The organism is Chryseobacterium sp. JV274 (assembly GCF_903969135.1).
Classification (GTDB): domain Bacteria; phylum Bacteroidota; class Bacteroidia; order Flavobacteriales; family Weeksellaceae; genus Chryseobacterium.
The window spans coordinates 4,228,985-4,251,569 of sequence record NZ_LR824569.1; the positions used below are offsets into that span (position 1 = coordinate 4,228,985).

Annotated in this window: 23 protein-coding genes; 14 read left to right on the top strand and 9 right to left on the bottom strand. The window is 35.6% G+C overall.

From position 1 onward, the window contains the following. Positions 1–219: 219 nt before the first annotated feature. The 7 genes from CHRYMOREF3P_RS19525 (at position 220) to CHRYMOREF3P_RS19555 (ending at position 7,263) form a co-directional block, all read left to right on the top strand. On the top strand, positions 220–1,932 hold the full coding sequence (locus CHRYMOREF3P_RS19525; protein WP_077415737.1) for a DEAD/DEAH box helicase: 1,713 nt from the start codon (positions 220–222) through the stop codon (positions 1,930–1,932). A 152-nt stretch (positions 1,933–2,084) separates the two neighbouring features. Beyond that, positions 2,085–2,723, top strand: coding sequence for a DUF47 domain-containing protein (locus CHRYMOREF3P_RS19530; protein WP_047374124.1), 639 nt, complete (start codon positions 2,085–2,087; stop codon positions 2,721–2,723). A 13-nt stretch (positions 2,724–2,736) separates the two neighbouring features. After that, positions 2,737–3,879 carry an inorganic phosphate transporter gene (locus CHRYMOREF3P_RS19535; RefSeq protein WP_077415735.1) on the top strand — a complete coding sequence of 381 codons (1,143 nt, stop codon included), beginning with the start codon at positions 2,737–2,739 and terminating at the stop codon, positions 3,877–3,879. Positions 3,880–3,980: 101 nt separating this feature from the next. Next, complete coding sequence (locus CHRYMOREF3P_RS19540) at positions 3,981–4,952, top strand: polyprenyl synthetase family protein (protein WP_077415733.1); 972 nt, start codon at positions 3,981–3,983, stop codon at positions 4,950–4,952. Between the two features lie 68 nt (positions 4,953–5,020). Next, positions 5,021–5,971: a GSCFA domain-containing protein gene (locus CHRYMOREF3P_RS19545; RefSeq protein WP_180565302.1), complete on the top strand. Its 951-nt coding sequence runs from the start codon at positions 5,021–5,023 to the stop codon at positions 5,969–5,971. Further along, positions 5,972–6,493, top strand: coding sequence for a DUF4269 domain-containing protein (locus CHRYMOREF3P_RS19550; protein WP_077415729.1), 522 nt, complete (start codon positions 5,972–5,974; stop codon positions 6,491–6,493). A 5-nt stretch (positions 6,494–6,498) separates the two neighbouring features. After that, entirely contained in the window at positions 6,499–7,263 is a 765-nt protein-coding gene (locus CHRYMOREF3P_RS19555; RefSeq protein WP_180565303.1) for a TatD family hydrolase, read from the top strand. A 57-nt stretch (positions 7,264–7,320) separates the two neighbouring features. Here CHRYMOREF3P_RS19555 and CHRYMOREF3P_RS19560 read toward each other — a convergent pair whose 3' ends face one another. From CHRYMOREF3P_RS19560 to hpt, 6 genes are all read right to left on the bottom strand, one after another. Beyond that, positions 7,321–8,628, bottom strand: a complete 1,308-nt coding sequence (locus CHRYMOREF3P_RS19560; RefSeq protein ID WP_077415725.1) for a DEAD/DEAH box helicase — start codon at positions 8,626–8,628, stop codon at positions 7,321–7,323. Positions 8,629–8,806: 178 nt separating this feature from the next. Next, entirely contained in the window at positions 8,807–9,445 is a 639-nt protein-coding gene (locus CHRYMOREF3P_RS19565; RefSeq protein ID WP_077415723.1) for a porin family protein, read from the bottom strand. 96 nt (positions 9,446–9,541) lie between these two features. Continuing rightward, a complete protein-coding gene (locus CHRYMOREF3P_RS19570) occupies positions 9,542–10,030 on the bottom strand; it encodes a DUF6438 domain-containing protein (protein WP_180565304.1) in 489 nt (162 codons plus the stop codon). A 341-nt stretch (positions 10,031–10,371) separates the two neighbouring features. Further along, positions 10,372–11,355, bottom strand: coding sequence for a GTPase ObgE (obgE, locus tag CHRYMOREF3P_RS19575; protein ID WP_077415721.1), 984 nt, complete (start codon positions 11,353–11,355; stop codon positions 10,372–10,374). A 63-nt stretch (positions 11,356–11,418) separates the two neighbouring features. Continuing rightward, complete coding sequence (locus CHRYMOREF3P_RS19580) at positions 11,419–11,997, bottom strand: adenylate kinase (RefSeq protein WP_077415719.1); 579 nt, start codon at positions 11,995–11,997, stop codon at positions 11,419–11,421. 127 nt (positions 11,998–12,124) lie between these two features. Next, positions 12,125–12,679: a hypoxanthine phosphoribosyltransferase gene (gene hpt, locus CHRYMOREF3P_RS19585; protein ID WP_077415717.1), complete on the bottom strand. Its 555-nt coding sequence runs from the start codon at positions 12,677–12,679 to the stop codon at positions 12,125–12,127. A 398-nt stretch (positions 12,680–13,077) separates the two neighbouring features. On the opposite strand from hpt, the gene CHRYMOREF3P_RS19590 reads away from it, so the two are divergent. Further along, complete coding sequence (locus CHRYMOREF3P_RS19590) at positions 13,078–14,667, top strand: ABC-F family ATP-binding cassette domain-containing protein (RefSeq protein ID WP_180565305.1); 1,590 nt, start codon at positions 13,078–13,080, stop codon at positions 14,665–14,667. Between the two features lie 182 nt (positions 14,668–14,849). Here the strand turns inward: CHRYMOREF3P_RS19590 and CHRYMOREF3P_RS19595 are convergent, their stop codons facing one another. From CHRYMOREF3P_RS19595 to CHRYMOREF3P_RS19605, 3 genes are read right to left on the bottom strand one after another with little or no spacing between them, the layout of a single operon-like run. Next, positions 14,850–15,407, bottom strand: coding sequence for an AAA family ATPase (locus CHRYMOREF3P_RS19595; RefSeq protein ID WP_180565306.1), 558 nt, complete (start codon positions 15,405–15,407; stop codon positions 14,850–14,852). A gap of 51 nt (positions 15,408–15,458) precedes the next feature. Further along, positions 15,459–16,385 (bottom strand): alpha/beta fold hydrolase, encoded by a 927-nt coding sequence (locus tag CHRYMOREF3P_RS19600; protein WP_180565307.1) that lies wholly within the window; start codon positions 16,383–16,385, stop codon positions 15,459–15,461. Between the two features lie 13 nt (positions 16,386–16,398). Next, complete coding sequence (locus CHRYMOREF3P_RS19605) at positions 16,399–16,983, bottom strand: hypothetical protein (RefSeq protein WP_180565308.1); 585 nt, start codon at positions 16,981–16,983, stop codon at positions 16,399–16,401. Positions 16,984–17,163: 180 nt separating this feature from the next. Between CHRYMOREF3P_RS19605 and CHRYMOREF3P_RS19610 the strand changes: the two genes are divergently transcribed. The 6 genes from CHRYMOREF3P_RS19610 to CHRYMOREF3P_RS19635 all read left to right on the top strand — a co-directional run bounded on the left by CHRYMOREF3P_RS19610 (position 17,164) and on the right by CHRYMOREF3P_RS19635 (position 22,578). Then, the gene (locus CHRYMOREF3P_RS19610) at positions 17,164–18,450 is read left to right on the top strand and encodes an adenylosuccinate synthase (RefSeq protein ID WP_077415708.1); all 1,287 of its coding nucleotides are present in this window, start codon (positions 17,164–17,166) and stop codon (positions 18,448–18,450) included. Positions 18,451–18,657: 207 nt separating this feature from the next. Next, positions 18,658–18,945: a hypothetical protein gene (locus tag CHRYMOREF3P_RS19615; RefSeq protein ID WP_180565309.1), complete on the top strand. Its 288-nt coding sequence runs from the start codon at positions 18,658–18,660 to the stop codon at positions 18,943–18,945. Positions 18,946–19,196: 251 nt separating this feature from the next. Then, the gene (locus CHRYMOREF3P_RS19620) at positions 19,197–20,042 is read left to right on the top strand and encodes an energy transducer TonB (protein WP_180565310.1); all 846 of its coding nucleotides are present in this window, start codon (positions 19,197–19,199) and stop codon (positions 20,040–20,042) included. Between the two features lie 164 nt (positions 20,043–20,206). Continuing rightward, a complete protein-coding gene (locus CHRYMOREF3P_RS19625) occupies positions 20,207–20,980 on the top strand; it encodes a ParA family protein (RefSeq protein WP_047374161.1) in 774 nt (257 codons plus the stop codon). Between the two features lie 69 nt (positions 20,981–21,049). After that, complete coding sequence (locus CHRYMOREF3P_RS19630; RefSeq protein WP_142719035.1) at positions 21,050–21,940, top strand: ParB/RepB/Spo0J family partition protein; 891 nt, start codon at positions 21,050–21,052, stop codon at positions 21,938–21,940. Further along, the gene (locus tag CHRYMOREF3P_RS19635; RefSeq protein WP_047380957.1) at positions 21,940–22,578 is read left to right on the top strand and encodes a DUF5683 domain-containing protein; all 639 of its coding nucleotides are present in this window, start codon (positions 21,940–21,942) and stop codon (positions 22,576–22,578) included. Before CHRYMOREF3P_RS19630 ends, CHRYMOREF3P_RS19635 begins: the two co-directional genes overlap by 1 nt. Positions 22,579–22,585: the final 7 nt, after the last annotated feature.

The window sequence follows — 22,585 nt, forward strand, 5'->3', positions numbered from 1 at the left end:
TTTTGAAAATTCATAAATAACACAGAAAAAATCAATCCAATTTAATAAAAAAAAATAATGTTTAACAAGTTTTTAACCTAAAGCTGGTTTTTTTACATTTAATTTTCAAAAAATTAAAAATATATTAAAAGATTCTGAATTTAAGATTGTATATTTAAAACTTTATTCAAAAACAAGTCAAATATTTATTGTATCTTTGCAAAAATTTTAAAATAGTTAATGAATTTATTTACGGAAACCAATTTAAGTCCTGATATCCTTAAGGCAATTGGCGAACTGGGCTACGAAAGCCCAACAGAAATCCAAAAACAGACTATCCCTTTTATTCTTTCAGATATTCGCGACTTGATCGCACTTGCGCAAACAGGGACAGGCAAGACAGCAGCGTTTTCGCTTCCGATTTTGGATATGATTGACGATACGAGTCGCAAAATCCAATTATTGGTGCTTTGTCCGACACGGGAATTATGTCTTCAGATTTCGAAGGACATAAAGAATTACTCTAAGTACATGAAAGACATCAAAACTACTGCAGTTTATGGTGGAAGTAGTATTGTAGATCAGATGAGATCTTTGAAGGATAAACCACAGATTATTGTGGGAACTCCGGGAAGAGTAATTGATCTTATCAACAGAAAGGCATTAGACTTTTCTGCGATTCATTGGTTAGTATTAGACGAAGCTGATGAAATGCTTTCTATGGGATTCAAAGACGAATTGGAAACCATTCTAAGCGAAACTCCGGAAACTAAACAAACTTTCTTATTCTCTGCAACGATGAATAAAGAGGTGGAAAGAATTTCCAAAAATTACCTTACAAAACCACACCGTATTTCAGTAGGTTCTATCAACGAAGTGAAGAAGAATATTACTCACGAATACTATGTAGTAGGGTACCGTCAGAAAAAAGAAGCGTTGAAGAGATTGATCGATGCTAATCCTAATCAGTACTCCATTATCTTCTGTAGAACGAGAATGGAAACTCAGGAGGTAGCAGATTTCTTAATGCAGAACGGTTATGCAGCTGATGCTCTTCATGGTGATCTTTCTCAGGCGCAGAGAGATACGGTAATGAAGAAATTCAGATTGAAAAACATTGATATTCTTGTAGCGACAGACGTTGCAGCAAGAGGATTGGATGTAAACTCTCTTACACACGTTATTCACTTCTCTTTACCAGATGATCCTGAAGTATTCGTTCACAGAAGCGGAAGAACAGGTAGAGCTGGAAAAGACGGTATTTCTATGGCTTTGATAAAGCCTGAAGAAAGCAGAAAACTGAAACAGATCAAATCTGCAACAAAAATTGAAATCAACGAAAAATTCATTCCTACAGGTGAAGATATTATCAAAGCTCAGGTAGGAGGTGTATTCGAAAAATTATTGACGGAGCACGAGGATCTTTTCGAATTTGATGATAGCTTAATTCCTGATCTAAGCAAATTTACAAAAGAAGAATTGGTGCACCAGCTGCTACAGTTTCAATTGAAGGATCTTGCTTTATATTACAAAGATAAACACGATCTTGCTGAGCAGAAGTTTAGCAGCAGAGATGACGATTACTCAAGAAGAGACCGTGGACGTGATAGAGACAGAGATAGAGGCCGTGACAGAGAAAACAGCCGAGACAGAGATCGCGGTGGAAGAGACAGAGATCGTGGTGGAAAGCCAAGAAGAAGAGATGAGAATATGGTAAGATTCTTCTTTAATCTTGGAAAAAAAGACCAGTTGAAGAAGCTTGATGTTTTGGATATTATCAATAAGGCTACAGGTGATGGAAAATCCAAGAAAAGAGCTGAGATTGGAGATATCGAAATCTTAGAAAAATTCTCTTTCTTTGAGGTTGAAAAATCGTTTAAGGACAATGTCTTGAGCAATATTCAATCAATGAAGTTCAAAGGAAAAGATATGAGAGCTGAAGTTGCAAACTAAATCTCATCAATTACTATATAAAACCGGCGTTAATGCCGGTTTTTTTATTTGATAATCAGGAGTTAAGCGAATGTTAACAAAACTTAATGTCATATAGTTTCACGTACAATCCTTTTTTAGGAAATTTGCACTCGAATTATAAATACTAAAAAATGGGAATTGGTAATATTTTCCACGCTTTTCAACCAAAAGATAAAATCTTCTTTGTACTTTTCGAAAAAGTAACTGAAAATCTAGTTGCAATGTCAGAAGATTTCAACACAGGAATCAAGGATTTCGATCTTAATGATGATTCTATGCTGAAGAAAATGAGTGACTTCGAACACAAGAATGATGAACTTACTCACGAAATTTTCGTAGAATTAGGGAAAAACTTCATTACACCTTTTGACCGTGAGGATATCCACACATTGGCAACAGGACTGGATGATATCGCTGATTATATCTACGCTTCCACAAAATATATTTTCCTTTACAAATCACCTGAGATGAAGGCTTATTCAGACTTCTCTTTATTGATCCATAAAGCATGTCTTGAAATTCAGAATGCAATGAAAAACCTTAAAGGGTTCAAAAATATGGAACAGGTGAAAGAAGCTTGTATTAAGGTGAACTCTATTGAGAATATTGCTGACGATTTGCTTTCCAATTCAATGGTAGACTTATTTGAAACCAATGATGCGATCAACATTATTAAAGTTTCATCTGTATTGAACTACCTTGAAATTGTAACGGATAAAGCAGAAGATGTTGCCAATACAATTGAGAACATCATGATTAAATACGCCTAATACATAGCAAAAAATGGAATTTCCGATTTTACTTGTAGTTATTGTTGTGTTGGCCCTGATCTTCGATTATATCAATGGTTTTCATGATGCAGCCAACTCAATTGCAACTATTGTTTCTACAAAAGTTTTAACTCCATTCCAGGCTGTACTTTGGGCAGCACTTTGGAACTTTGCAGCGTTCTTTATTGCTGCTTATATTATTGGAGAATTCAAAATTGGTAATACAATTGCCAAAACAGTTAATGAGAATTTTATTACTCTTGAGGTTATATTTTCCGGTCTTATAGCGGCTATTGCCTGGAACCTTCTTACATGGTGGTTCGGAATCCCTTCATCATCATCACATACGCTGATCGGAGGTTTCTTGGGGGCAGCTCTTATGCATGCTTTCATGATGGATTATCATGCCGTGGCTGCAGCACAGCCGGAGCTTGGGATATGGGAGACCACTAAGGAAGCTTTCGTTCAGGTAACCCATCAGGGTGTGGTGAAGTTTGACAAAGTGATTCCTATCTTCCTGTTCATTTTCATGGCACCGATCATAGGGATGATTATCTCCATCATTATTACATTGATTATTGTACACCTTTATAAAAAATCAAACCCGCACAAAGCAGACAAATCTTTCAAAAGATTACAGTTGGCATCGTCAGCATTGTTCAGTTTAGGACACGGCTTGAATGATGCTCAGAAAGTAATGGGAATCATTGGGGCAGCGGTAATTTATTATCATGTTAACATGCTTCAGGATGCTCAATATTTGAATATTCCTTCTGCCGAACGTTTTGATTATTTTGCTCAACATTATATTTGGGTTCCTTTAGTATCATTTATTGCAATTGCCTTAGGGACAATGAGTGGTGGTTGGAAGATCATCAAAACAATGGGTACCAAGATTACGAAAGTAACTTCATTAGAAGGTGTAAGTGCAGAAACTGCAGGGGCTATTACCCTGTTCATTACAGATCACTTTGGTATTCCTGTATCTACTACACATACGATCACAGGTTCTATCATCGGGGTAGGATTAACGAAAAGAATTTCAGCAGTAAGATGGGGAATTACAGTAAGTCTTCTTTGGGCTTGGGTACTTACCATTCCAATCTCTGCAATAGTGGCAGCAATTACCTATCTTGTGGTAACCTTCCTTTTCTAAAAAACAAATCATATAATTATATAAACTTTGTCCGTTTGGGCAAAGTTTTTTGTTTTATAAAGCCCCGAAAAATCGTATTTTTGTTCAAATTAAAAGATTTTATGGAATTTTTAGACAGATACCAGCAGATTGTTGCGGACGCCATCACTAAATATACTTTTAAAGATAAACCTTCGGAGCTGTATGACCCGATGAATTATATTATTTCCCATGGTGGAAAGCGTCTTCGTCCTATTATGGTGCTGATGGCTTGTGAGATGTTCGGCGGAGATCTTACGCAGGCAATTAAGCCCGCTTTGGCTATCGAGTTTTTCCATAATTTCACGCTGATCCATGATGATATTATGGATGAAGCTCCTTTAAGAAGAAATAAGCCTACCATTCATACTTTACACGGTCTTAATGTGGGAATCCTTTCCGGAGACGGATTGATGCTTAAAGCCTATAAGTTTTTTGAGGATCTGGAGCCTGAAATCTTTAAAGCATGTATCAGAATATTTACCCATACCGGGCTTCTGCTTTGTGAAGGGCAGCAGTATGATATCAACTTTGAAACTCAGAAAGACGTTACTTTTGATGACTACATCAGAATGATTACTTATAAAACAGGAGTTTTGAGTGCTTCTTCATTTGAGATTGGCGCTTTGATTGCAAGAGCAGATTTTAAAGATGCCAAAGCTATTTTCAATTTCGGAAAACATATCGGAATTGCATTCCAGATTATGGATGATTATCTTGATGTATTCGGTGATCAGGCACAGTTTGGGAAAAAACATGCCGGAGATATTTACGAAAACAAGAAAACCGTTCTGTATTTGTTGGCAAGAGAACATGCTACCGATGAAGAAAGAAAAGAGCTGGATTACTGGTACTCTAAAAAGACGGAAAATGTTGATAAAGTCTATGGCGTAGAAAAGATATTCAGAAGAACAAAAGTAGATGAAAAAGCGTTACGTCTGATCGAAAAACATAATGAAATCGGACAAAGCTATCTTCAGAAAATAGATGTTCCTGAAGAAAAGAAAAAACCTTTTATCGAACTGGCAAATTATTTGTTGAGAAGAGAAAGTTAATAGAGGTAGTGGATAGTAGGTAGCAGCATTTACCTGCGATCTATTTCCTGCAACCTAATCCCTATACAATGAAATTCAGAACAGAAGTTGATATTCCTGCCTCAGATAAGAAGATTGAGATTGAAGATAAAATATTTTCAATAGGCTCATGCTTTGCCTCTGAAATGACTGATTTACTTCATGATGGGCAACTTCAGACCCTTAACAATCCTTTTGGGACGATATTTAATCCTTTTTCAATCAATAATGCTATCAACAGATTACATGATTCTGCGTTTTATGAAGAAGAGGAACTGATTACCTATAATGAAGAATATATTTCTCTGGATCATCACACCAGTTTTGATACCCGGTATATTCATCAGACCTTAGATAAAATTAATGGAGCTATTGAAGCAGGAAATTCCTTTCTTCAGGAAGCTGACTGGATTATCATTACCTACGGATCCTCATTTATCTATGAGTTTCTTCCTAAGAACAAACTGGTGGCCAACTGTCACAAAATTCCACAAAAGTTTTTTGAGAAAAGACTGCTTTCCCATCAGGAACTGACAAGTTCTATTTACCAGACGATTCTTGACCTTAAAGATATTTGCAAAGAGGGAATACAGATCCTGTTTACTGTTTCCCCAGTAAGACATACTAAAGATGGAATGGTAGAAAACCAGCTAAGTAAATCCAAATTAATTACAGCCATCCACGAGTCTATTTCTCTCTTTGAAGACTGTCATTATCTGCCGGTCTATGAGATTTTAATGGATGACCTCCGGGATTACCGTTTTTATAAAGAAGATATGATTCATCCAAGCACACAGGCGGTTAATTATATTTTTGAAAAATTTGGAAATGCCTATTTTTCAGTTGATACCCAGAATTTTATTAAAGAAAACTTTAAGATTATTAAGGCACTGGAGCATAAAACCAGTGATAAGAAAGACCCTAAGTTTATAGAATTCAGAGAGAAATTAGATCAAAAAATTGAAATTCAGCGTAAAAAGGTAAAACATAAAATTTTTTAAATGCTTGATTTTACTGGAATTGACTATCTGAAAAGTGGGAATGAGAGACAGAAAAGGGCTTATGAAGTTCTTGAAAAATATCAGATTTTTGAAAAATTAAAGAATTATTCACCCATTTTAGCAGGAACTGTTCCTATTGAAATTGATATAGAAGGAAGTGATCTGGATCTTATTTTTGAGATTGATTTAAGATTTGAAGAAGACTTTCTGAATGATTTAATGACTAGCAGGTTTATTCCTTACGATGTGGACGTGGAGCATCCCATTGTAAACGGCGAAAAATGCATTACATTGAATTTTGTACTGGAAGGGTTTCCCATCGAAATTTTTGGACAGAATAAGCCAACAAAAAAGCAAAATGCTTATCTCCATATGGTGGCTGAATATAAAATATTAAAGGAAAAAGGAGAAGAATTTAAACAAAAAATAATAGAACTTAAAAAGCAGGGAATAAAAACAGAGCCGGCTTTCGGAATGTTGCTGGGGCTTGAAAATCCTTATGAAGATCTATTGAAATTTTAAATAAAATGATTGATACACATACACATCTATACGCAGAAGAATTTGATGAAGACAGAAAAGAAGCTATTCAAAGGGCTTTAGATAAAGGAATTACAAAATTCTATCTTCCTGCTATCGATTCTGAATCTCATGGGAAGATGTTGCAGCTGGAAACAGAATATCCGGGACAAATTTTCTCAATGATGGGGTTACACCCTTGTTATGTAAAACCGGAATCGTGGGAAAAAGAACTTGAAATTGTAAAAAATTATCTCGATCAGAGACATTTTCCTGCAATTGGGGAAATCGGGATTGATCTGTATTGGGATAAAACAACTTTGGATATTCAGGTGAAAGCTTTTGAACAGCAGATTGACTGGGCCATAGAAAAGGATCTTCCGATTGTGATTCATACAAGAGAAAGCTTTGATGAGACATTTGAAGTGCTGGAAAGAAAAAAACACCCGAAGCTGAGAGGAATTTTCCATTGCTTTTCAGGAAATCTGGAACAGGCACAGCACGCTGTTGACCTTAATTTCATTTTAGGAATTGGTGGAGTAGTAACGTTCAAAAACGGGAAAATAGACCAGTTTCTGAATGAAATTCCACTGGATAAGATTGTTCTGGAAACAGACTCTCCTTATCTGGCGCCGGTTCCCCACAGAGGAAAAAGAAATGAAAGCTCCTACCTTGATCTGGTAGCCGGTAAACTGGTGGATATCTATGGGAAAGATTTCTCTGAGATAGATCGCATCACTACAGAAAATGCAAAGAATCTTTTTCAGTCATAAAGGTTCTCAACTTTAAGATAAACAAAACCCTCTTCAATTTTGAAAAGGGTTTTATTTTTATTTCTTTCTGGTAAAATTCTTGTTTTTAGGCTTTTTGAAACCTACTGAAGCTCCTGTAGAAGGCTTCTTACGGTTATTATTTGGCCTTGAATTATTACTGTTTCCTGTTGTTTTAGGTTTCTCACCACCTGCATGAAAAGGTTTGTTGTTAGAATCCCTTTTCTGGGCAATCAAATCATCAGTATGGAACGGATGGTCTTTGATCACAGGAATTTTCTTCCCAATCAATTTTTCAGTATTCTTTAAATTCAAAAGATCAAGTCCGTCTACAAAAGATATAGAATTACCTTCAGCTCCGGCTCTACCTGTTCTTCCGATTCTGTGTACATAGGTTTCAGAAACATCGGAAAGTTCAAAATTGATCACGAATTTCAATTCATCAATATCAATTCCTCTTGCTGCAATATCCGTGGCAACAAGAACTCTTGTTTTTCCGGATTTGAAGTTATTCAAAGCATTTTGTCTCGCATTCTGAGATTTATTACCATGAATGGCTTCAGCAGAAATATCGTCTTTCTGAAGTTTTCTCGAAATCTTATCTGCACCGTGTTTTGTTCTTGCAAATACCAATACAGAATCTGAAATATCATTTTGAAGAATGTGAGAAAGCAAATTCAGTTTGTTATCTTTTTCTACAAAATATACAGATTGTTTAATGGTATCTGCTGTAGAAGAAACCGGAGTTACTTCTACTTTTACCGGATTATTCAGGATAGAATTAGCCAGTTTCTGGATTTCAGCCGGCATTGTTGCAGAAAAGAACAAAGTCTGTCTTCTCTGAGGTAAAAGTTTGATGATTCTTTTTACATCATGTACAAATCCCATATCCAGCATTCTGTCTGCTTCATCAAGAACAAAGATTTCAAGGTTTTTTAAGCTGATGATGCCTTGAGCAATAAAGTCAAGAAGTCTTCCTGGTGTTGCTACCAGAATATCAATTCCTTTTCTCAAAGCAGCTTCCTGGTTTCCTTGTTTTACCCCTCCAAAAATAACAAGTTGTTTTAATGGAAGATATTTACCATAAGCGTTAATGTTTTCCTCAATCTGAATGGCCAGTTCTCTGGTTGGTGTAAGGATTAATGCTTTTATATGTTTATTGGGAATTTTATTTTTGGATAAATTCTGTAGAATAGGAATAGAAAAAGCAGCTGTTTTACCAGTTCCTGTCTGCGCGCAGCCTAAAAAGTCTCTACCGTCTAATATATCAGGGATCGATCTTTCCTGGATAGGAGTAGGAGTCGTGTATCCCTGTTCCTGAATTGCTTTTGCAATAGGTTCTATTAAGTTTAAGTCTGTAAAATTCAAATGAATTATTTTAAAATTTAAATAAAAATTCCTTCAGTCTGAAAGAATTACATTCTACAAAGGTAGTCTAAATATTTTTAAGTATCTTATTCCACTTTTTTAGACTTATTGACTATTGGAAAAAAGAAATGGCCACCCAAATATGAGCCGCCTTTTTTTTCTATTAAATGTCTGAAATTTATTTAAATCTATATCCTACACCAGCCTGCAGAAATCCAATTTTAATAGGAACTGCATTGCTTTTATTCATTTCTATAAAATTGAAATTATATCTGGCATCAACAAAAAACTTCTCATTAATCTTATATTCTGCACCCAGGAAAGGAAATAAATTCAAGGTTTTTAAAGATTCATAATTGTGGGTTTCTGCCTCATCAAAAAGATTATCCATTTTTACTTTGGATGATATGTTAAACCCTAAGTTGATTCCTGCAGATGCAGAAAGTTGTGGAACAATATAGTATTTTAATGAAATAGGAACCTGTATCTGATTGAATTTGTAATCAAAGTTCATATTACCCATGCTTACCACTTCACTGCCAACCAACTGATACCAGGGATAAGCATCTTTACCACCCAATTGAGTATACAGTAATTCAGCCTGCAAACCAAATTTAGAAGATAAAGGTTGTTCTGCTACGATACCTGCATAGAAATAGGATTTTGAATCCAGCCCAGTTCCAAAAAATTTCATATTGGATAAGGAATATCCTCCTTTTACACCAAAGCTCATAGATGTCTGGTCTTTTGTATTTTCTTGTGCATTAAATAGTGCTGAGAAAGCAAATACTGCAAGGAAAAAAATGTTTTTCTTCATGTTTATTTTAAATGGTTATTAATTTTACAAAAAAATAATTCCTCCAAATGAAGGAATTACTGTTACAAAGATAATTTAAATATTTTTTTAGTGAAACTATTTCACTTTAGTCCATTCCTGGTTTTTTCTTAAGTTTTCAAAAAATTGATAGACTTCTGAAAGCTTTTCACTTCCGTGTTTTCCATAGTCTTCAATATTTTTTGAAGTACCGTCAGCGAATTTGATTCTTAAATAAGAGGTTGGAAGATCGGTAATGTTTCGCTCACCATATTTGTCGTTTAAGTTTTTTGCATTGAGCCCATCCAGCAAACTGATTAGTTTATTGTAATCCTCTTCCTTGATTGTTCCTTTAAAAGTTCCTTCGCGAGGCTTGGAAAATTCATCTTTTGAAGGTTTATCATTAAAATTAAAATGTTCTGCTTCAAAAACTGCTGTTCTGTCCGGACTGATAGTCATTTTAAAAACAGGACAGAATCCAAAACAGGGAGTTGCCTCATATTCAATAGCAGAATATTTGGAATTTACTTTCTGAGAAGTACACGAAAATAAAAATACAAATGCGCAAAGGCCCAGTAAATATTTCATAGTTTTTTCAATTTCGGAGATTCTCCCAATAATTGTTCCAAAAGACAAAATTTTCCTTTGTTTTTATGTTAAATATATATGGAAAACCTGCTTAACCTTTTATTTTAACCATTAAGATTGTATTAAGATGTTAAGAATATGAAGATAAGCTTCGCTTTACGCTTAAAAATCAGAATGATTTACTTAACTATACTTTATTTTTTAAATCCTTCTTAATGGTTTAAAATATTGTCTAAAAGAAATAGAATTAATTTTATTAAAAAACAGCCTCAGATTTTTCTAAGGCTGTTTTGTATGTTGCAGTTCCATTCTAAAATAAAACTGGTGAATCAATGTTTTTTCTATCCGTGCAATTGTTTCCAGATGGCGTCTTTAAGTTCCATAAGGCCTTCTCCGGTAACTCCTGAGAAGAACAAAGGCTGCTTGTTTTCAGGAAACTCTGCTGCAATTTCTTTTTTCAGTTCATCATCCAAAAGGTCAGATTTTGATACAGAAATAATAAAGTCTTTATCTAAAAGTTCAGGATTGTATTCTTTTAATTCATTCTCCAGAATTTTAAATTCCTGGTAGTGATCTTCAGAATCAGAAGGAATTAAAAATAACAAGATAGAGTTTCTTTCAATATGTCTCAGGAATCTGTGTCCTAAGCCTTTTCCTTCTGCTGCTCCTTCAATAATTCCCGGAATATCAGCCATTACAAAAGATTTGTAATTTCTGTAATCTACAATTCCAAGGTTAGGAGTCAGAGTAGTGAAGGCGTAATTGGCAATTTTTGGTTTTGCTGCAGAAACAGATGCTAAAAGTGTAGATTTTCCAGCGTTTGGAAATCCAACAAGTCCTACATCGGCCAAAATTTTAAGCTCGAAGACAACATAGCCTTCTTCGCCATCCATTCCGGGCTGAGCAAATCTTGGAGTCTGATTAGTAGAAGATTTGAAAAATTCATTTCCTCTTCCTCCTTTTCCACCCAGCATCAAAATTATTTCCTGCTTGTCATCAAGGATTTCTCCGATAATTTCACCTTCTTCATTTTTAGCGATAGTCCCAATGGGAACATCAATATAAATATCAGAACCGTCAGCTCCTGTAAGCTGGTTTTTCGCTCCGTTTTCACCTCGTTCTGCTTTTATGTGACGGGTGTATCGGAGTGGAAGCAAAGTCCATTCATTAGCATTTCCTCTCATGATGACGTGTCCGCCACGACCTCCGTCGCCACCGTCAGGACCACCTTTAGGGATATACTTTTCACGGCGAAGGTGGGCAGAGCCAGCACCTCCGTGTCCGCTTTTACAATGGATCTTTACGTAATCTACAAAGTTAGACATATAGTTTGTGTTGCGAGTTGCAGGCTACGGGACGAAATTTTCTATCCCGCACCCGTATCCCGATTATTTAATTTTCTCTACTTCAGCGAAAAGTTTTTGGGAAATTTCATCAATTTCTCCAACACCGTTTACCTCTACATATTTACCCTGCTGCTTATAAAGCTCGGCAACTTCTGCTGTTTTAGTATAATATTCTTTAATTCTGTTTTCGATGATCTCTACATTGCTGTCGTCTGATCTTCCACTGGTTTCACCTCTTTTCAGAAGTCTTTCAACCAAAATTTTATCCTCTACTACCAATGAAAGACAGATGTCAATATTGTCATTCAGTACTTCCTTAACGATGGTTTCCAAAGCTTCTGTCTGTGCAGTTGTTCTTGGATATCCATCAAAAATAAAACCATTGGTATCAGTAGGTTTTTTGATCTCATCGATCAGCATATCTGTTGTTACCTGATCCGGAACCAATTCTCCCTTATCGATGTATGACTTAGCCAGTTTTCCAAGTTCAGTGTCATTTTTCATATTGTATCTGAAAAGATCACCTGTTGAAACCTGTTTTAAATTGAATTTCTCGATTAGATTCTGAGCTTGTGTTCCTTTTCCACTTCCTGGAGGGCCGAACAGAACAATGTTTATCATAATGTTGATACGCTTCCGGCCACTAGTAATACACTGTTGGCTTTTAGCTTTTTTAAGTTAATATTTTACTTTTATTTCGATTAAGTTTTAAAGCTAACAGCCAATAGCCAGTAGCTAATGACAATAATTAATGGTTGATTTGTCCGTCTTCCAATTGATATAAATTAGGTAGGTTTCTTCCCAATTCATCATAATCAAGTCCGTATCCAAGTACAAATTTGTTTGGAATTTCCATTCCGATATAATCCAGCTTGAAATCTTTCTTGTAAATCTCAGGTTTCAGTAAGAAACTAGCCAGCTTTACAGATTTAGGACGTTGTGTTTCCTTAAAATATTTGAAAAGACTCTCAACAGTGTTTCCTGTATCTACGATATCTTCTACGATAATAATGTGACGGTCTCTTACATCTTTGGTAAGTTCCATTTTCTGATAAACAATCCCTGTAGATTCAGTTCCTACATAAGAACTCATTTGAATGAAGGCAATTTCACATTCCCCCGGGTAATATTTTAAAAGATCTGAGAAGAACATCACCACCCCATTTAAAACGCCAATGAAAACAGGCACTTCATCTTTGTAATCTTCATAAATTCTTAACGCTGTCTCTTTTACAATTTCCTGAATTTCGGCATCCTTTAAATAAGGAACGAAAGTTTTGTCGTGAACTTTAATGCTTTCCATAAAATTTTTAGTAGGAGGCAAAGTTACGGATTTTTGATTAAAATACTTTCCTGTTTTTATTAGTTTGACAGTTTGATGGTTTCGGGATGACAAAGTGAGGTATTATGATGAAGCCTGTTTAAATCAGAATAAGTATAAGTCATTGAACAACATAGGAAGCTATAGCCTTAGAAAAATGAATTCTTTGGAAGAGAATAAATAACCGGTGTTTAAGTGTGGAAGAAAAAAGAGATGATAAATATCCTGATAATTTATGAAAAAATGAATATTGCGGAAAATGAGTATCTTTGTTCCTTCCAAACCCAAAATACGGACATGTAGGATATCATTTCTTTCAGATTCAATAAAACAGTAACGAAGATGTTACTGGTGTTCAACCATTTTTTAAGAAAGAAATCATGATTTTACTACAAAATATATCCTTTGGGTTTCCGGGAGGAGATCTTCTATTTAATTATACCCATTTAACGATACCTTCTCACACCAAATCTGCATTGGTGGGAAGTAATGGCATGGGAAAATCAACCCTGCTGAAAATGATCGCGGGTGAAATACAGCCTTTAAGCGGAAATATTACTACTTCAGGTTCTGTTTTTTATATTCCTCAGATGTTTGGGAACTTTAATCATCTTACTATTGCTGAATGTCTTAAAATAGATCAGAAACTGAATGCGCTCCAAAAAATTACCAATGGAGAGGCTGATGAAATTTATTTTGAAATTCTCAATGACGATTGGGATATTGAAGAGCGTTGTCAGCAGGCATTGGAACATTGGGGACTTGACAATTTTGAACTGTCTCAAAAACTGGAAGACCTGAGCGGCGGTCAGAAAACCAAGGTCTTTCTTGCCGGAATTCAGATCAGTCAGCCTGATATCATCATATTGGATGAACCTACCAACCATTTGGATCTTGATGGAAGGAAGATCCTGTATGATCTTATTGATAAAGCAGATGCAACAGTAGTTATTGTAAGCCACGACCGGACTTTGCTTAATCTTGTTGATACCATCTTTGAATTAAGCAATCAGGGAATTGCCACGTATGGAGGAAACTATAATTTCTTTGCAGAGCAAAAAGAAGTAGAGGAAGAAGCTTTACATAATGATATCCATGCAAAAGAACGGGCCTTGAAAAAGGCGAAAGAAAAAGAAAGGGAAACACTGGAACGGAAACAGAAACTGGATGCAAAAGGAAAGCAAAAGCAGGAAAAATCCGGTGTTGCACGAATTATGATGAACACGCTTCGGAATAATGCTGAAAAAAATAGTTCAAAGCTGAAAAGTGTGCACGCAGAGAAAATCAGCGGGATTTCAGATGGTTTGAGAGACCTGCGTTCCTCCTTAAAGAATTCTGAACAGATGAAAGTGAACTTTAATGATTCCAATCTGCATTCAGGGAAGATTTTAATTACGGCTGAAGATATTAATTTCAATTATGGAAATGGAAATCTATGGAAAGAAAATGTCAACCTTGAGATCCGAAGCGGGGAAAGAATTTCTATCAAAGGTTCGAATGGCTCAGGAAAAACAAGTTTGATAAAACTTCTGTTGGGAAATACTGAACCTTCCGAAGGAATAATAGACAGAGCGGAGTTTAACAGCATCTATATTGATCAGGAATATTCGCTGATTGATAATGATTCTACTCTTTATGATTTTGTCCAGACCTTTAATGATCATGCACTGCAGGAATTTGAGGTGAAAACATTACTGTCCAGATTTTTATTCGGTAAAGATACCTGGGACAAAAAATGTGGAATGCTGAGTGGAGGGGAGCGTTTGCGCTTGCTTCTATGCGGACTTTCCATCAGCAATAAAGCTCCGGATATGATCATTCTTGATGAACCCACGAATAACCTGGATCTTCAGAATGTGGAAATTCTCACCCATTCCATTAAAGATTATCATGGAACGCTGTTAGTTATCTCGCATGATGAAGTTTTTCTGGAAGAGATTGGGATTGATCGGGAATTGATGCTTGGCTAAGTGATTATTTGTATAATGTGGAATATATTCAATAGGGGAGGGCTTTAGCTCGTCTTCATTATCAAAACAGTTTCATTGGCTTTGTCCAAAACATGTAAGAAAATCTGGAAATTTATTTCCAGGTTTTTTTATAAATTTTAAGTAACATAACCTTTGTTATTGCGGGCAAAGCGAAGCAATCTCTATCCAGCCTGTAAATTTCCCTGTTTTATTTTATTCAGAATAATATCCATCTTTTGAGGCAGGTCATAATCACCTGAAAGCTCAATCAAAGGAGTATTCATCTCAGACAGCCATTCCAGATGGGCTTTTAGTGTTCTGTTGGCAACACCTGTATTGTGATCATAATCTTTAGCCCAATCCATAAACTCCTGGAATTTTTCTGCTCTTTCCGGATGGGTAATAATTTCTTCGCCATATCTTTCATACTCTCTTTTTCGCAGTCTGTCCAGTCGTACTTCAGGAGGAAGATAGAGGAAAATAATCAGGTCAAATGCAGGAAATACATTTTCACCCCAATGAATGATTGAGCCTCCAAAAATCCAGTTTTCAGCAATATGAAGTTGGTCCGAAACAATTGAATTTCTTATTTCAGGGTTTTGTCTTTCTGTAAAAGGGATTGGTGTTGGAAGCCAGAAAAAATCATCACTGTCAAAGTATTTAAGATTGAGTTCCTCAGATAATGCTTTTCCTAAAGTGGTAACCCCGGAACCTGAAGCTCCGAAAATATGTATTCTCATGACTTTTTAAGTTTATTAAAGCTGTTGAAATTGAATGATCTGCGAGAGTCTTTATGATTTTAAAATCCAGTTATAGATCTCATTCAGGACTTCTTCTCTTATGGATTCATTTAAAATCTCATGACGCATTTCCGGATAGATCTTTACTTCCACATTCTGAAAACCGTCTGTTTTTAAATTGTTGACTGTATACATTACGCCTTTTCCAAAATCACCTATCGGATCATTCTGTCCGCTTACAAACAGAAAAGGAAATGACTGAGAAATAGTGGCAGCCCAGTTTCTCGCCGTAGCTTTTTTATAAACAGTAAATAAAGTATAAAAAGCGTTATGAGTAAACGGAATTCCACAAAGTTCATCCTGCTCAAAAGCTTTTCTGTTGTTAGGATTTACGCTCAGCCAGCTGGTATCACTGAAATCTTTATCCTTTTTAAAATGTTTGTTATTAACGCTCGTAAAAACAGAATTCAAAAAAGTACGATGACGAGGGGCGATGGCATTGGTTAATGATAAATAAACTCTCAATACATCTATTCCCGGTAAAGGCCCGCCGGTTCCTGTAATAATAGCTCCTGCAAATTTAGTGCTTGCCTTTTGAAGAAGACATCGTGTAATAAAAGATCCCATAGAATGCCCCAAAATAAAATGCGGAACATCCGGATATTGCTCTGCGAGATAATCTGCCATCATTTCTGCATCTGCAACAAGTCTTTCATCCGGTTTTTCAAGCTGAAAGAAACCAATGTCTTTTTTCTCTTTGACAGATTTTCCGTGTCCCAAATGATCATAGGTCAGTACAGCAATGCCCTGAGCTGCAAAATATTCTGCAATCTCAGCATATCTTCCGCCGTGTTCCTGCATGCCGTGAACAATGAGAAGGGTGGCTTTTGCTGTTTGTGGAGAGAATAGAGTGTGGAAAAGCTGAGACTTACTGTCTGTAATCGATGATAAATAGGTTGAGTGTTGGGATGAGGTCATAGCAATTGGAATATTATTTTATTTCAATTTCTGGAAGTTTATAATTTCCAACAATTTCAATTAATTTTGAAGTATTGGCTTTTAAATTATTAAAGAAAGAATCCATATTTTCCGGGTATCCTCTTTCACTCATTGCAAAAAGAAGAATACCTTTATTTTTACCCCTATTAACAAGTTTATAGCGGTAAATATTTCTTTCTGCAATTAATATCTCCTTGCCATCCTTTGAATTTTCACTGATAAGAAAATCTAAAATATACTCTCCATTATTTTCAAAAATCTGATAATTGACAACAGGGTTGTTTTTTTTCATCTCCTGAAGTTCACCTACTTTTTGATCAACAATATCTTTAAGATTGAAATCCCCTTTTATAAAGTCGATTAAAATCATGCTACCATATTTATTGATATTTTCATTTGAGCTTAAATATTCTTGCTTGTAGTAATTTTCATTGGGATGCGAGCTCCAAACAAGATTATATTCTTTTTGATTCAATTTGATAGGACCCGATATATTTAGATAATCATTTACTTTATTTTGAGCATTTACATAAAGCAGAGGTACTATTAAAAGTAAAATCAGAATTCTTAATTTCATTTTGTATAATTTCTAAAGTAAATATAACCCATTTTATATACTTGTGAAAGTAAAATTATATATATAAAGTAATATTCAACCTCATGATTTTCATCCCAACTCAAAATAAATATCCTCTATAATTTGGTCGTCATTTTTTTTAAAAGTAATTTTGCACGAATCTAAAAACAAAAGTAAAATATGTCAACTTATGTAGTTGTAGGTCTTCAGTACGGAGATGAAGGCAAAGGAAAAATCACGGATGTTTTATCAGCAAAATCGGACTATGTAGTACGTTTCCAGGGTGGAGATAACGCAGGTCACACGGTTTATGTGGGTGAAGAAAAATTCGTTTTGCACCTTCTTCCTTCAGGAGTTCTTCAATGCAAAGGGAAATGTATCATTGCGAACGGAGTAGTGGTAAACCCTAAGTCTTTTATTAGAGAAGTTGGTCAGATCGAGAGCAAAGGCTTGAGAACAGATCACATCTTTATCAGCAGAAGAGCGCATGTGATCATGCCTTACCACATCCTTTTGGATACTTACCGTGAAGAGGAACACGGAGGAACTCAGATTGGAACTACCAAAAAAGGAATCGGACCTTGTTATGAAGATAAAATTGCAAGAATCGGGATCAGAATGGTAGATCTTTTAAATCCAGAAATTTTAAGAGATAAAATTGAGAAAAACTTAAAAGTTAAGAATTCTCTTTTTGAAAAATATTACGGAAAACCAACATTAGACGTTGAAGAAATCTACAACGAATATTTAGCAATCGGAAAACAGCTTCAGGACAGAATCGTTGATACTGAATTAGAGCTGAACGAAGCGATCAGAGACGGTAAAAACGTATTATTCGAAGGAGCACAGGCGTTGATGTTGGATATCGACTTCGGTACTTATCCATATGTAACTTCATCTTCTCCGTCTACAGGAGGAGTTTGTACAGGAGCTGGTGTTCCGCCAACTTCGCTTCAGAACTTAATCGGTGTGGCAAAAGCATACTGTACAAGAGTTGGAAACGGTCCTTTCCCTTCTGAATTAGATAACGAACTGGGTGAGAAAATCAGACAGATCGGTGGTGAATTCGGAGCTACTACAGGTAGACCGAGAAGAACAGGTTGGTTAGACCTTGTTTCTTTAAAGCACGCTTGTATGATCAACGGAATCAACAATCTTGTGATCACTAAGCTTGACGTTCTTACAGGAATTGAAAACCTGAAAGTAGTAACACATTATAAAACTGAAGACGGGAAAATTATTGATTATTTCACTTCTTCAACAGAAAAGCTATACAATTACGAGCCAATCTATCAGGATTTACCAGGTTGGAGCGAAGATATTACAAAAGCAAGAAGCTATGATGAACTTCCTGACACTGCTCAGAAATACATCGAGTTTATTGAGAAATACTTAGGAATCAATGTATACTTAGTTTCTGTAGGTCCTGAAAGAAGTCAGAACATCATCAGAAAAGAATTATTCTAATTTCTTAGACTATAAAATAACAGAGAGACTATCATTGGATGGTCTCTTTTTTTTGTTTAAAAATTAATGAATTTCGTTTTTTACCTGAATTAGTCACCCCATGTCAAGGTTCTAAACCTTGACATGGGTGCAGCTTAAAAGAGAATATTTGATTTTAAGATCTTCATTTATTGAAATCCTCTTATATTTAATATTAATTTTAATCTAATGGAAGAAAATAAAATACCCCAGCGTTTTCTGGATAATATTGTGATCAGTTTATATCTTACCATTACATATGCTGTTTTGATTATTGTTTACTTAGGCTTACCATTCAGTATAAGTTCAGATTTCTTACTGATTCTGTTTATTGTCTGCAGTTTGATTTTTAGCATAGGAGCAATCTATTTTGCTGCTAAAAGTTATTCAAAAACAAAGATCAGTTCTGTTATTCTCATTATTATTAATGCTTTGGGATTATTAATACCGCTAACTCTTCTTATCCTGCTTATATAATCTTTTCTACTACGCTAAGGCTATGGTATTTGTGGCTTGTTGTTCTTATTTACTTTTATGAGAAATAGAGCTGTTTTTCTGTGCAACTTTCTATTTAAAAATGTTAAAATTCAAACATTATCATAAAATTTTCTAATATTATGTTGTTTTGCTAAAATTTTGGCAGATGTTTTGATATTACAACATTGCTTATCGATAAGAGCTAACCAAACTAATAATCAAAATTTTTAACAGTTTAAAAAGTAGTAGTGATGAAACAACATAATCAAAACCAGGAATTTCGTTTTAACGAAGTTCTCTTTGAGCACCGCAATAAAGAATATGGTGCCTATGCATTAAGAAACGAATCAGATCGAATATTAACCAAAGCGCTTTTTATCGGAGCAAGTTTAATGGCCGCAGTATCTATTACTCCGTTTGTGATTTCTGCAATGAAATCAGATGTAATGATAGATAGAATTAAGGATAATGGTGAAAGAAGAATAATTAAAATTGTTGAACCACCTGAAAAAGATCCTCCTGTCCAGATTGTAAAAACTGTTGCACCTCCAAACACGAAAACGTTTGACAGTACAGTGCCTACACCATCAAGTGAAGCTAAAGATGATGTAAAAAAAGATCCTGTACCGGATGACGCTGTTGCGGGCTTTGTAAACAACTTTAAAGGAGATCCTGTAGCACCTAATACACCGAATGTTCCAGTATCAGTAGGAACAGGCCCTGTAATTAATACTCTGCCACCGGTAATTTCTGATCCGGTGGATAAAAATAAAATTGCAGAATCTGGAGAACTTGGTGTAGAAGCGAATTTCACAGGAGGAATAGACTCCTTCAGAAATAAAGTAATGAACAACTTCGATGGTTCAGGATTTGAATCAGAAGATGTAGTAAAAACGACAGTTACCTTTATTGTAGAAATGGACGGAACCATCTCAGGGGTAAAAGCTAATGGAACCAACGCCGACTTTAACAGTGAAGCTATGAGAACAATCAAAAATATCTCAAGCAAAGGAAAATGGATTCCAGCCAAAAACAAAAAAGGAGAATTCGTAAGAAGTTATTTCAAATTTCCTATCTCAATGAAGTTTGATAATTAATAAGGAAAAACACATTTCAAATAGTTATCCACAAAGATTTTTTTTTGTGGATAATTTTTTTTATTGCTAAATTGCTTATTAACAATATTTTAACTCAATTTTGATTTTCCCCACTCACTGAGAGCAAAGAAAAAAGTGTATTTTTGAAACTTAAAGTTCTAATAATGGCAAAAATCATAGGTATTGCTAATCAAAAAGGAGGCGTTGGTAAAACTACCACCGCTGTCAACTTGGCGGCAGCATTAGGAGTATTGGAAAAAAGAATATTAATCATTGATGCTGATCCTCAGGCGAATGCTACATCCGGTCTGGGTGTTGAAGATGTTCAGTATTCTACTTATAATCTTTTGGAGCATAGTGCAGAAACAAGAGTTTGCATCAAAAGAACTGCGACTCCGAACCTGGATATTATTCCGTCGCATATCGATTTGGTAGCTGCGGAAATTGAATTGGTAGACAAGGAGGATCGTGAGTATATGCTGAGAAAAGCACTGGCCAGTGTAAGAGACGATTATGACTATATCATCATCGACTGTGCACCGAGTTTAGGTCTTATTACAGTAAACGCTCTTACTGCAGCAGATTCTGTAATTATTCCGATCCAGTGTGAGTATTTTGCATTAGAAGGACTGGGGAAACTTTTGAATACCGTTAAAAACGTTCAGAAGATCCATAATAAAGATCTTGGGATAGAAGGTCTTCTTCTTACGATGTATGACAGCCGATTGAGATTATCCAATCAGGTAGTGGAAGAAGTAAATCTGCACTTCCCGGAAATGGTTTTTGAAACCATTATCAGCAGAAACGTAAGATTGAGTGAAGCACCAAGTTTTGGAGAAAGTATCCTGAATTATGATGCAGAAAGTAAAGGAGCTGTTCAGTATATTCAATTAGCTGAAGAAGTTCTTTTAAGGAACGAAAACTTAATAAAGAATTAAATTAATAATAAATGGCCAATAAGTGTATGCTGGTCATCACTTGTTAAACATCATTTATCAATTATATCTATGAAGGACAAAAAAAGAGCTATGGGACGCGGTTTGGGCGCTATTTTAAGTGCAGAATCTAAAGCAACTGTCAATTCAGCTACTGATGAAGGAGCAGATAAGTTTGTGGGAAATATTGTAGAAGTTTCGCTTGAAGATATCTATCCGAACCCGACGCAGCCGAGAACTTATTTTGATGAAAAAGCATTAAACGAGCTTGCACAGTCAATTGAAAACCTAGGTGTAATCCAGCCGATTACCCTGAGAAAAGATGGTGAAAAGTTTGAAATCATTTCCGGGGAAAGACGTTACAGAGCAACTAAAATTGCAGGGTTAACGACTATTCCTGCCTATATCCGTTTAGTAAATGATCAGGAACTTCTTGAGATGGCTCTTGTTGAAAATATCCAGAGAGAAGATCTTGATGCCATCGAAATTGCATTGACTTATCATAGGCTTTTAGAGGAAATAGGACTTACACAGGAAAATCTGAGCCAGAGAATAGGAAAGGACAGAAGTACCATTACCAATTCTATCAGGCTGTTAAGACTAAATCCGGATATTCAGAATGCTATCAGAAGCGGTGAAATTTCTGCAGGACACGGCAGAGCAATCATCAGTCTTGAAAGTGAAGAAGATCAGCAGGTTTTGTTCGAGCTTATTATCAAAGAAAAATTAAACGTTCGTCAGGCAGAGCAGGCTGCTGCTGCATTGAAAAATCCAAAATCTCCCGCTGCAAAAAAAGCAAAAGTGGAGCTTTCCAATAACTATAAAAAAGCCCAGAAGACAATCGCTGATATCTTGGATGTAAAAGTGGAAATCAAATCTTCTGGAAATGGTAAAAAAGGTAAAATTGTCCTGGACTTCAAAAATGAAGAAGAGCTGGAATATATTTTATCCCATATTAAATAATGAAGAAAATATTTTTCACATTTTTCTTGTGTATCGCTGCATTGGCCTATTCACAAGTAAAACCTATTGATACCGTTCGGATGCAGACTCCTCCGAAAGAGGAACCCCGTGTGGTAAAACCAGGTAAAACAGAAGCAAAGATCATTGAAGATCTGGAAAAAGCCAATGGTCCCACAGTAAAAACTATAAAATTGAATCCCACCAGAGCAGGATTATATTCTGCTGTTTTACCGGGATTGGGACAGTTTTATAACAAAAAATACTGGAAAATTCCCATTGTTTGGGGAGCAGTAGGAGCCGGAGTGGGGATTGCTGTATGGAATGACAACCAGTATAAAAAATATCGTGAATACTACATCGCGAAACTTAATGGAACACCCAATGAGTTTGTGGACAGCCACCCGTTTTTAGATAAAAGAGCATTGGGGAACGCCCAGGACAGAGCGAAGAGACAAAGAGATTATGCTATTGCAATTACAGGACTTATTTATATTCTGAATATTGTAGATGCCGTAGTAGATGCTCACCTTTACGAAAGCCGTCATGACCCGGATTTGGTTTTTAAACCATCTGTTATTCAGGATCAGTATGGGTACAGTGCTCCCAAAACAGGGTTCAGTTTAAGTTATAGATTTTAGAAGACAA

Coding starts and splice junctions, on each gene's coding strand:
- CHRYMOREF3P_RS19555 (WP_180565303.1), top strand. CDS start 6,499: ATGATTGATACACATACACATCTATACGCAGAAGAATTTGATGAAGAC.
- CHRYMOREF3P_RS19605 (WP_180565308.1), bottom strand. CDS start 16,983: ATGAAATTAAGAATTCTGATTTTACTTTTAATAGTACCTCTGCTTTAT.
- CHRYMOREF3P_RS19610 (WP_077415708.1), top strand. CDS start 17,164: ATGTCAACTTATGTAGTTGTAGGTCTTCAGTACGGAGATGAAGGCAAA.
- hpt (WP_077415717.1), bottom strand. CDS start 12,679: ATGGAAAGCATTAAAGTTCACGACAAAACTTTCGTTCCTTATTTAAAG.
- obgE (WP_077415721.1), bottom strand. CDS start 11,355: ATGTCTAACTTTGTAGATTACGTAAAGATCCATTGTAAAAGCGGACAC.
- CHRYMOREF3P_RS19530 (WP_047374124.1), top strand. CDS start 2,085: ATGGGAATTGGTAATATTTTCCACGCTTTTCAACCAAAAGATAAAATC.
- CHRYMOREF3P_RS19570 (WP_180565304.1), bottom strand. CDS start 10,030: ATGAAATATTTACTGGGCCTTTGCGCATTTGTATTTTTATTTTCGTGT.
- CHRYMOREF3P_RS19615 (WP_180565309.1), top strand. CDS start 18,658: ATGGAAGAAAATAAAATACCCCAGCGTTTTCTGGATAATATTGTGATC.
- CHRYMOREF3P_RS19545 (WP_180565302.1), top strand. CDS start 5,021: ATGAAATTCAGAACAGAAGTTGATATTCCTGCCTCAGATAAGAAGATT.
- CHRYMOREF3P_RS19550 (WP_077415729.1), top strand. CDS start 5,972: ATGCTTGATTTTACTGGAATTGACTATCTGAAAAGTGGGAATGAGAGA.
- CHRYMOREF3P_RS19565 (WP_077415723.1), bottom strand. CDS start 9,445: ATGAAGAAAAACATTTTTTTCCTTGCAGTATTTGCTTTCTCAGCACTA.
- CHRYMOREF3P_RS19540 (WP_077415733.1), top strand. CDS start 3,981: ATGGAATTTTTAGACAGATACCAGCAGATTGTTGCGGACGCCATCACT.
- CHRYMOREF3P_RS19625 (WP_047374161.1), top strand. CDS start 20,207: ATGGCAAAAATCATAGGTATTGCTAATCAAAAAGGAGGCGTTGGTAAA.
- CHRYMOREF3P_RS19535 (WP_077415735.1), top strand. CDS start 2,737: ATGGAATTTCCGATTTTACTTGTAGTTATTGTTGTGTTGGCCCTGATC.
- CHRYMOREF3P_RS19590 (WP_180565305.1), top strand. CDS start 13,078: ATGATTTTACTACAAAATATATCCTTTGGGTTTCCGGGAGGAGATCTT.
- CHRYMOREF3P_RS19630 (WP_142719035.1), top strand. CDS start 21,050: ATGAAGGACAAAAAAAGAGCTATGGGACGCGGTTTGGGCGCTATTTTA.
- CHRYMOREF3P_RS19620 (WP_180565310.1), top strand. CDS start 19,197: ATGAAACAACATAATCAAAACCAGGAATTTCGTTTTAACGAAGTTCTC.
- CHRYMOREF3P_RS19595 (WP_180565306.1), bottom strand. CDS start 15,407: ATGAGAATACATATTTTCGGAGCTTCAGGTTCCGGGGTTACCACTTTA.
- CHRYMOREF3P_RS19635 (WP_047380957.1), top strand. CDS start 21,940: ATGAAGAAAATATTTTTCACATTTTTCTTGTGTATCGCTGCATTGGCC.
- CHRYMOREF3P_RS19600 (WP_180565307.1), bottom strand. CDS start 16,385: ATGACCTCATCCCAACACTCAACCTATTTATCATCGATTACAGACAGT.
- CHRYMOREF3P_RS19525 (WP_077415737.1), top strand. CDS start 220: ATGAATTTATTTACGGAAACCAATTTAAGTCCTGATATCCTTAAGGCA.
- CHRYMOREF3P_RS19580 (WP_077415719.1), bottom strand. CDS start 11,997: ATGATAAACATTGTTCTGTTCGGCCCTCCAGGAAGTGGAAAAGGAACA.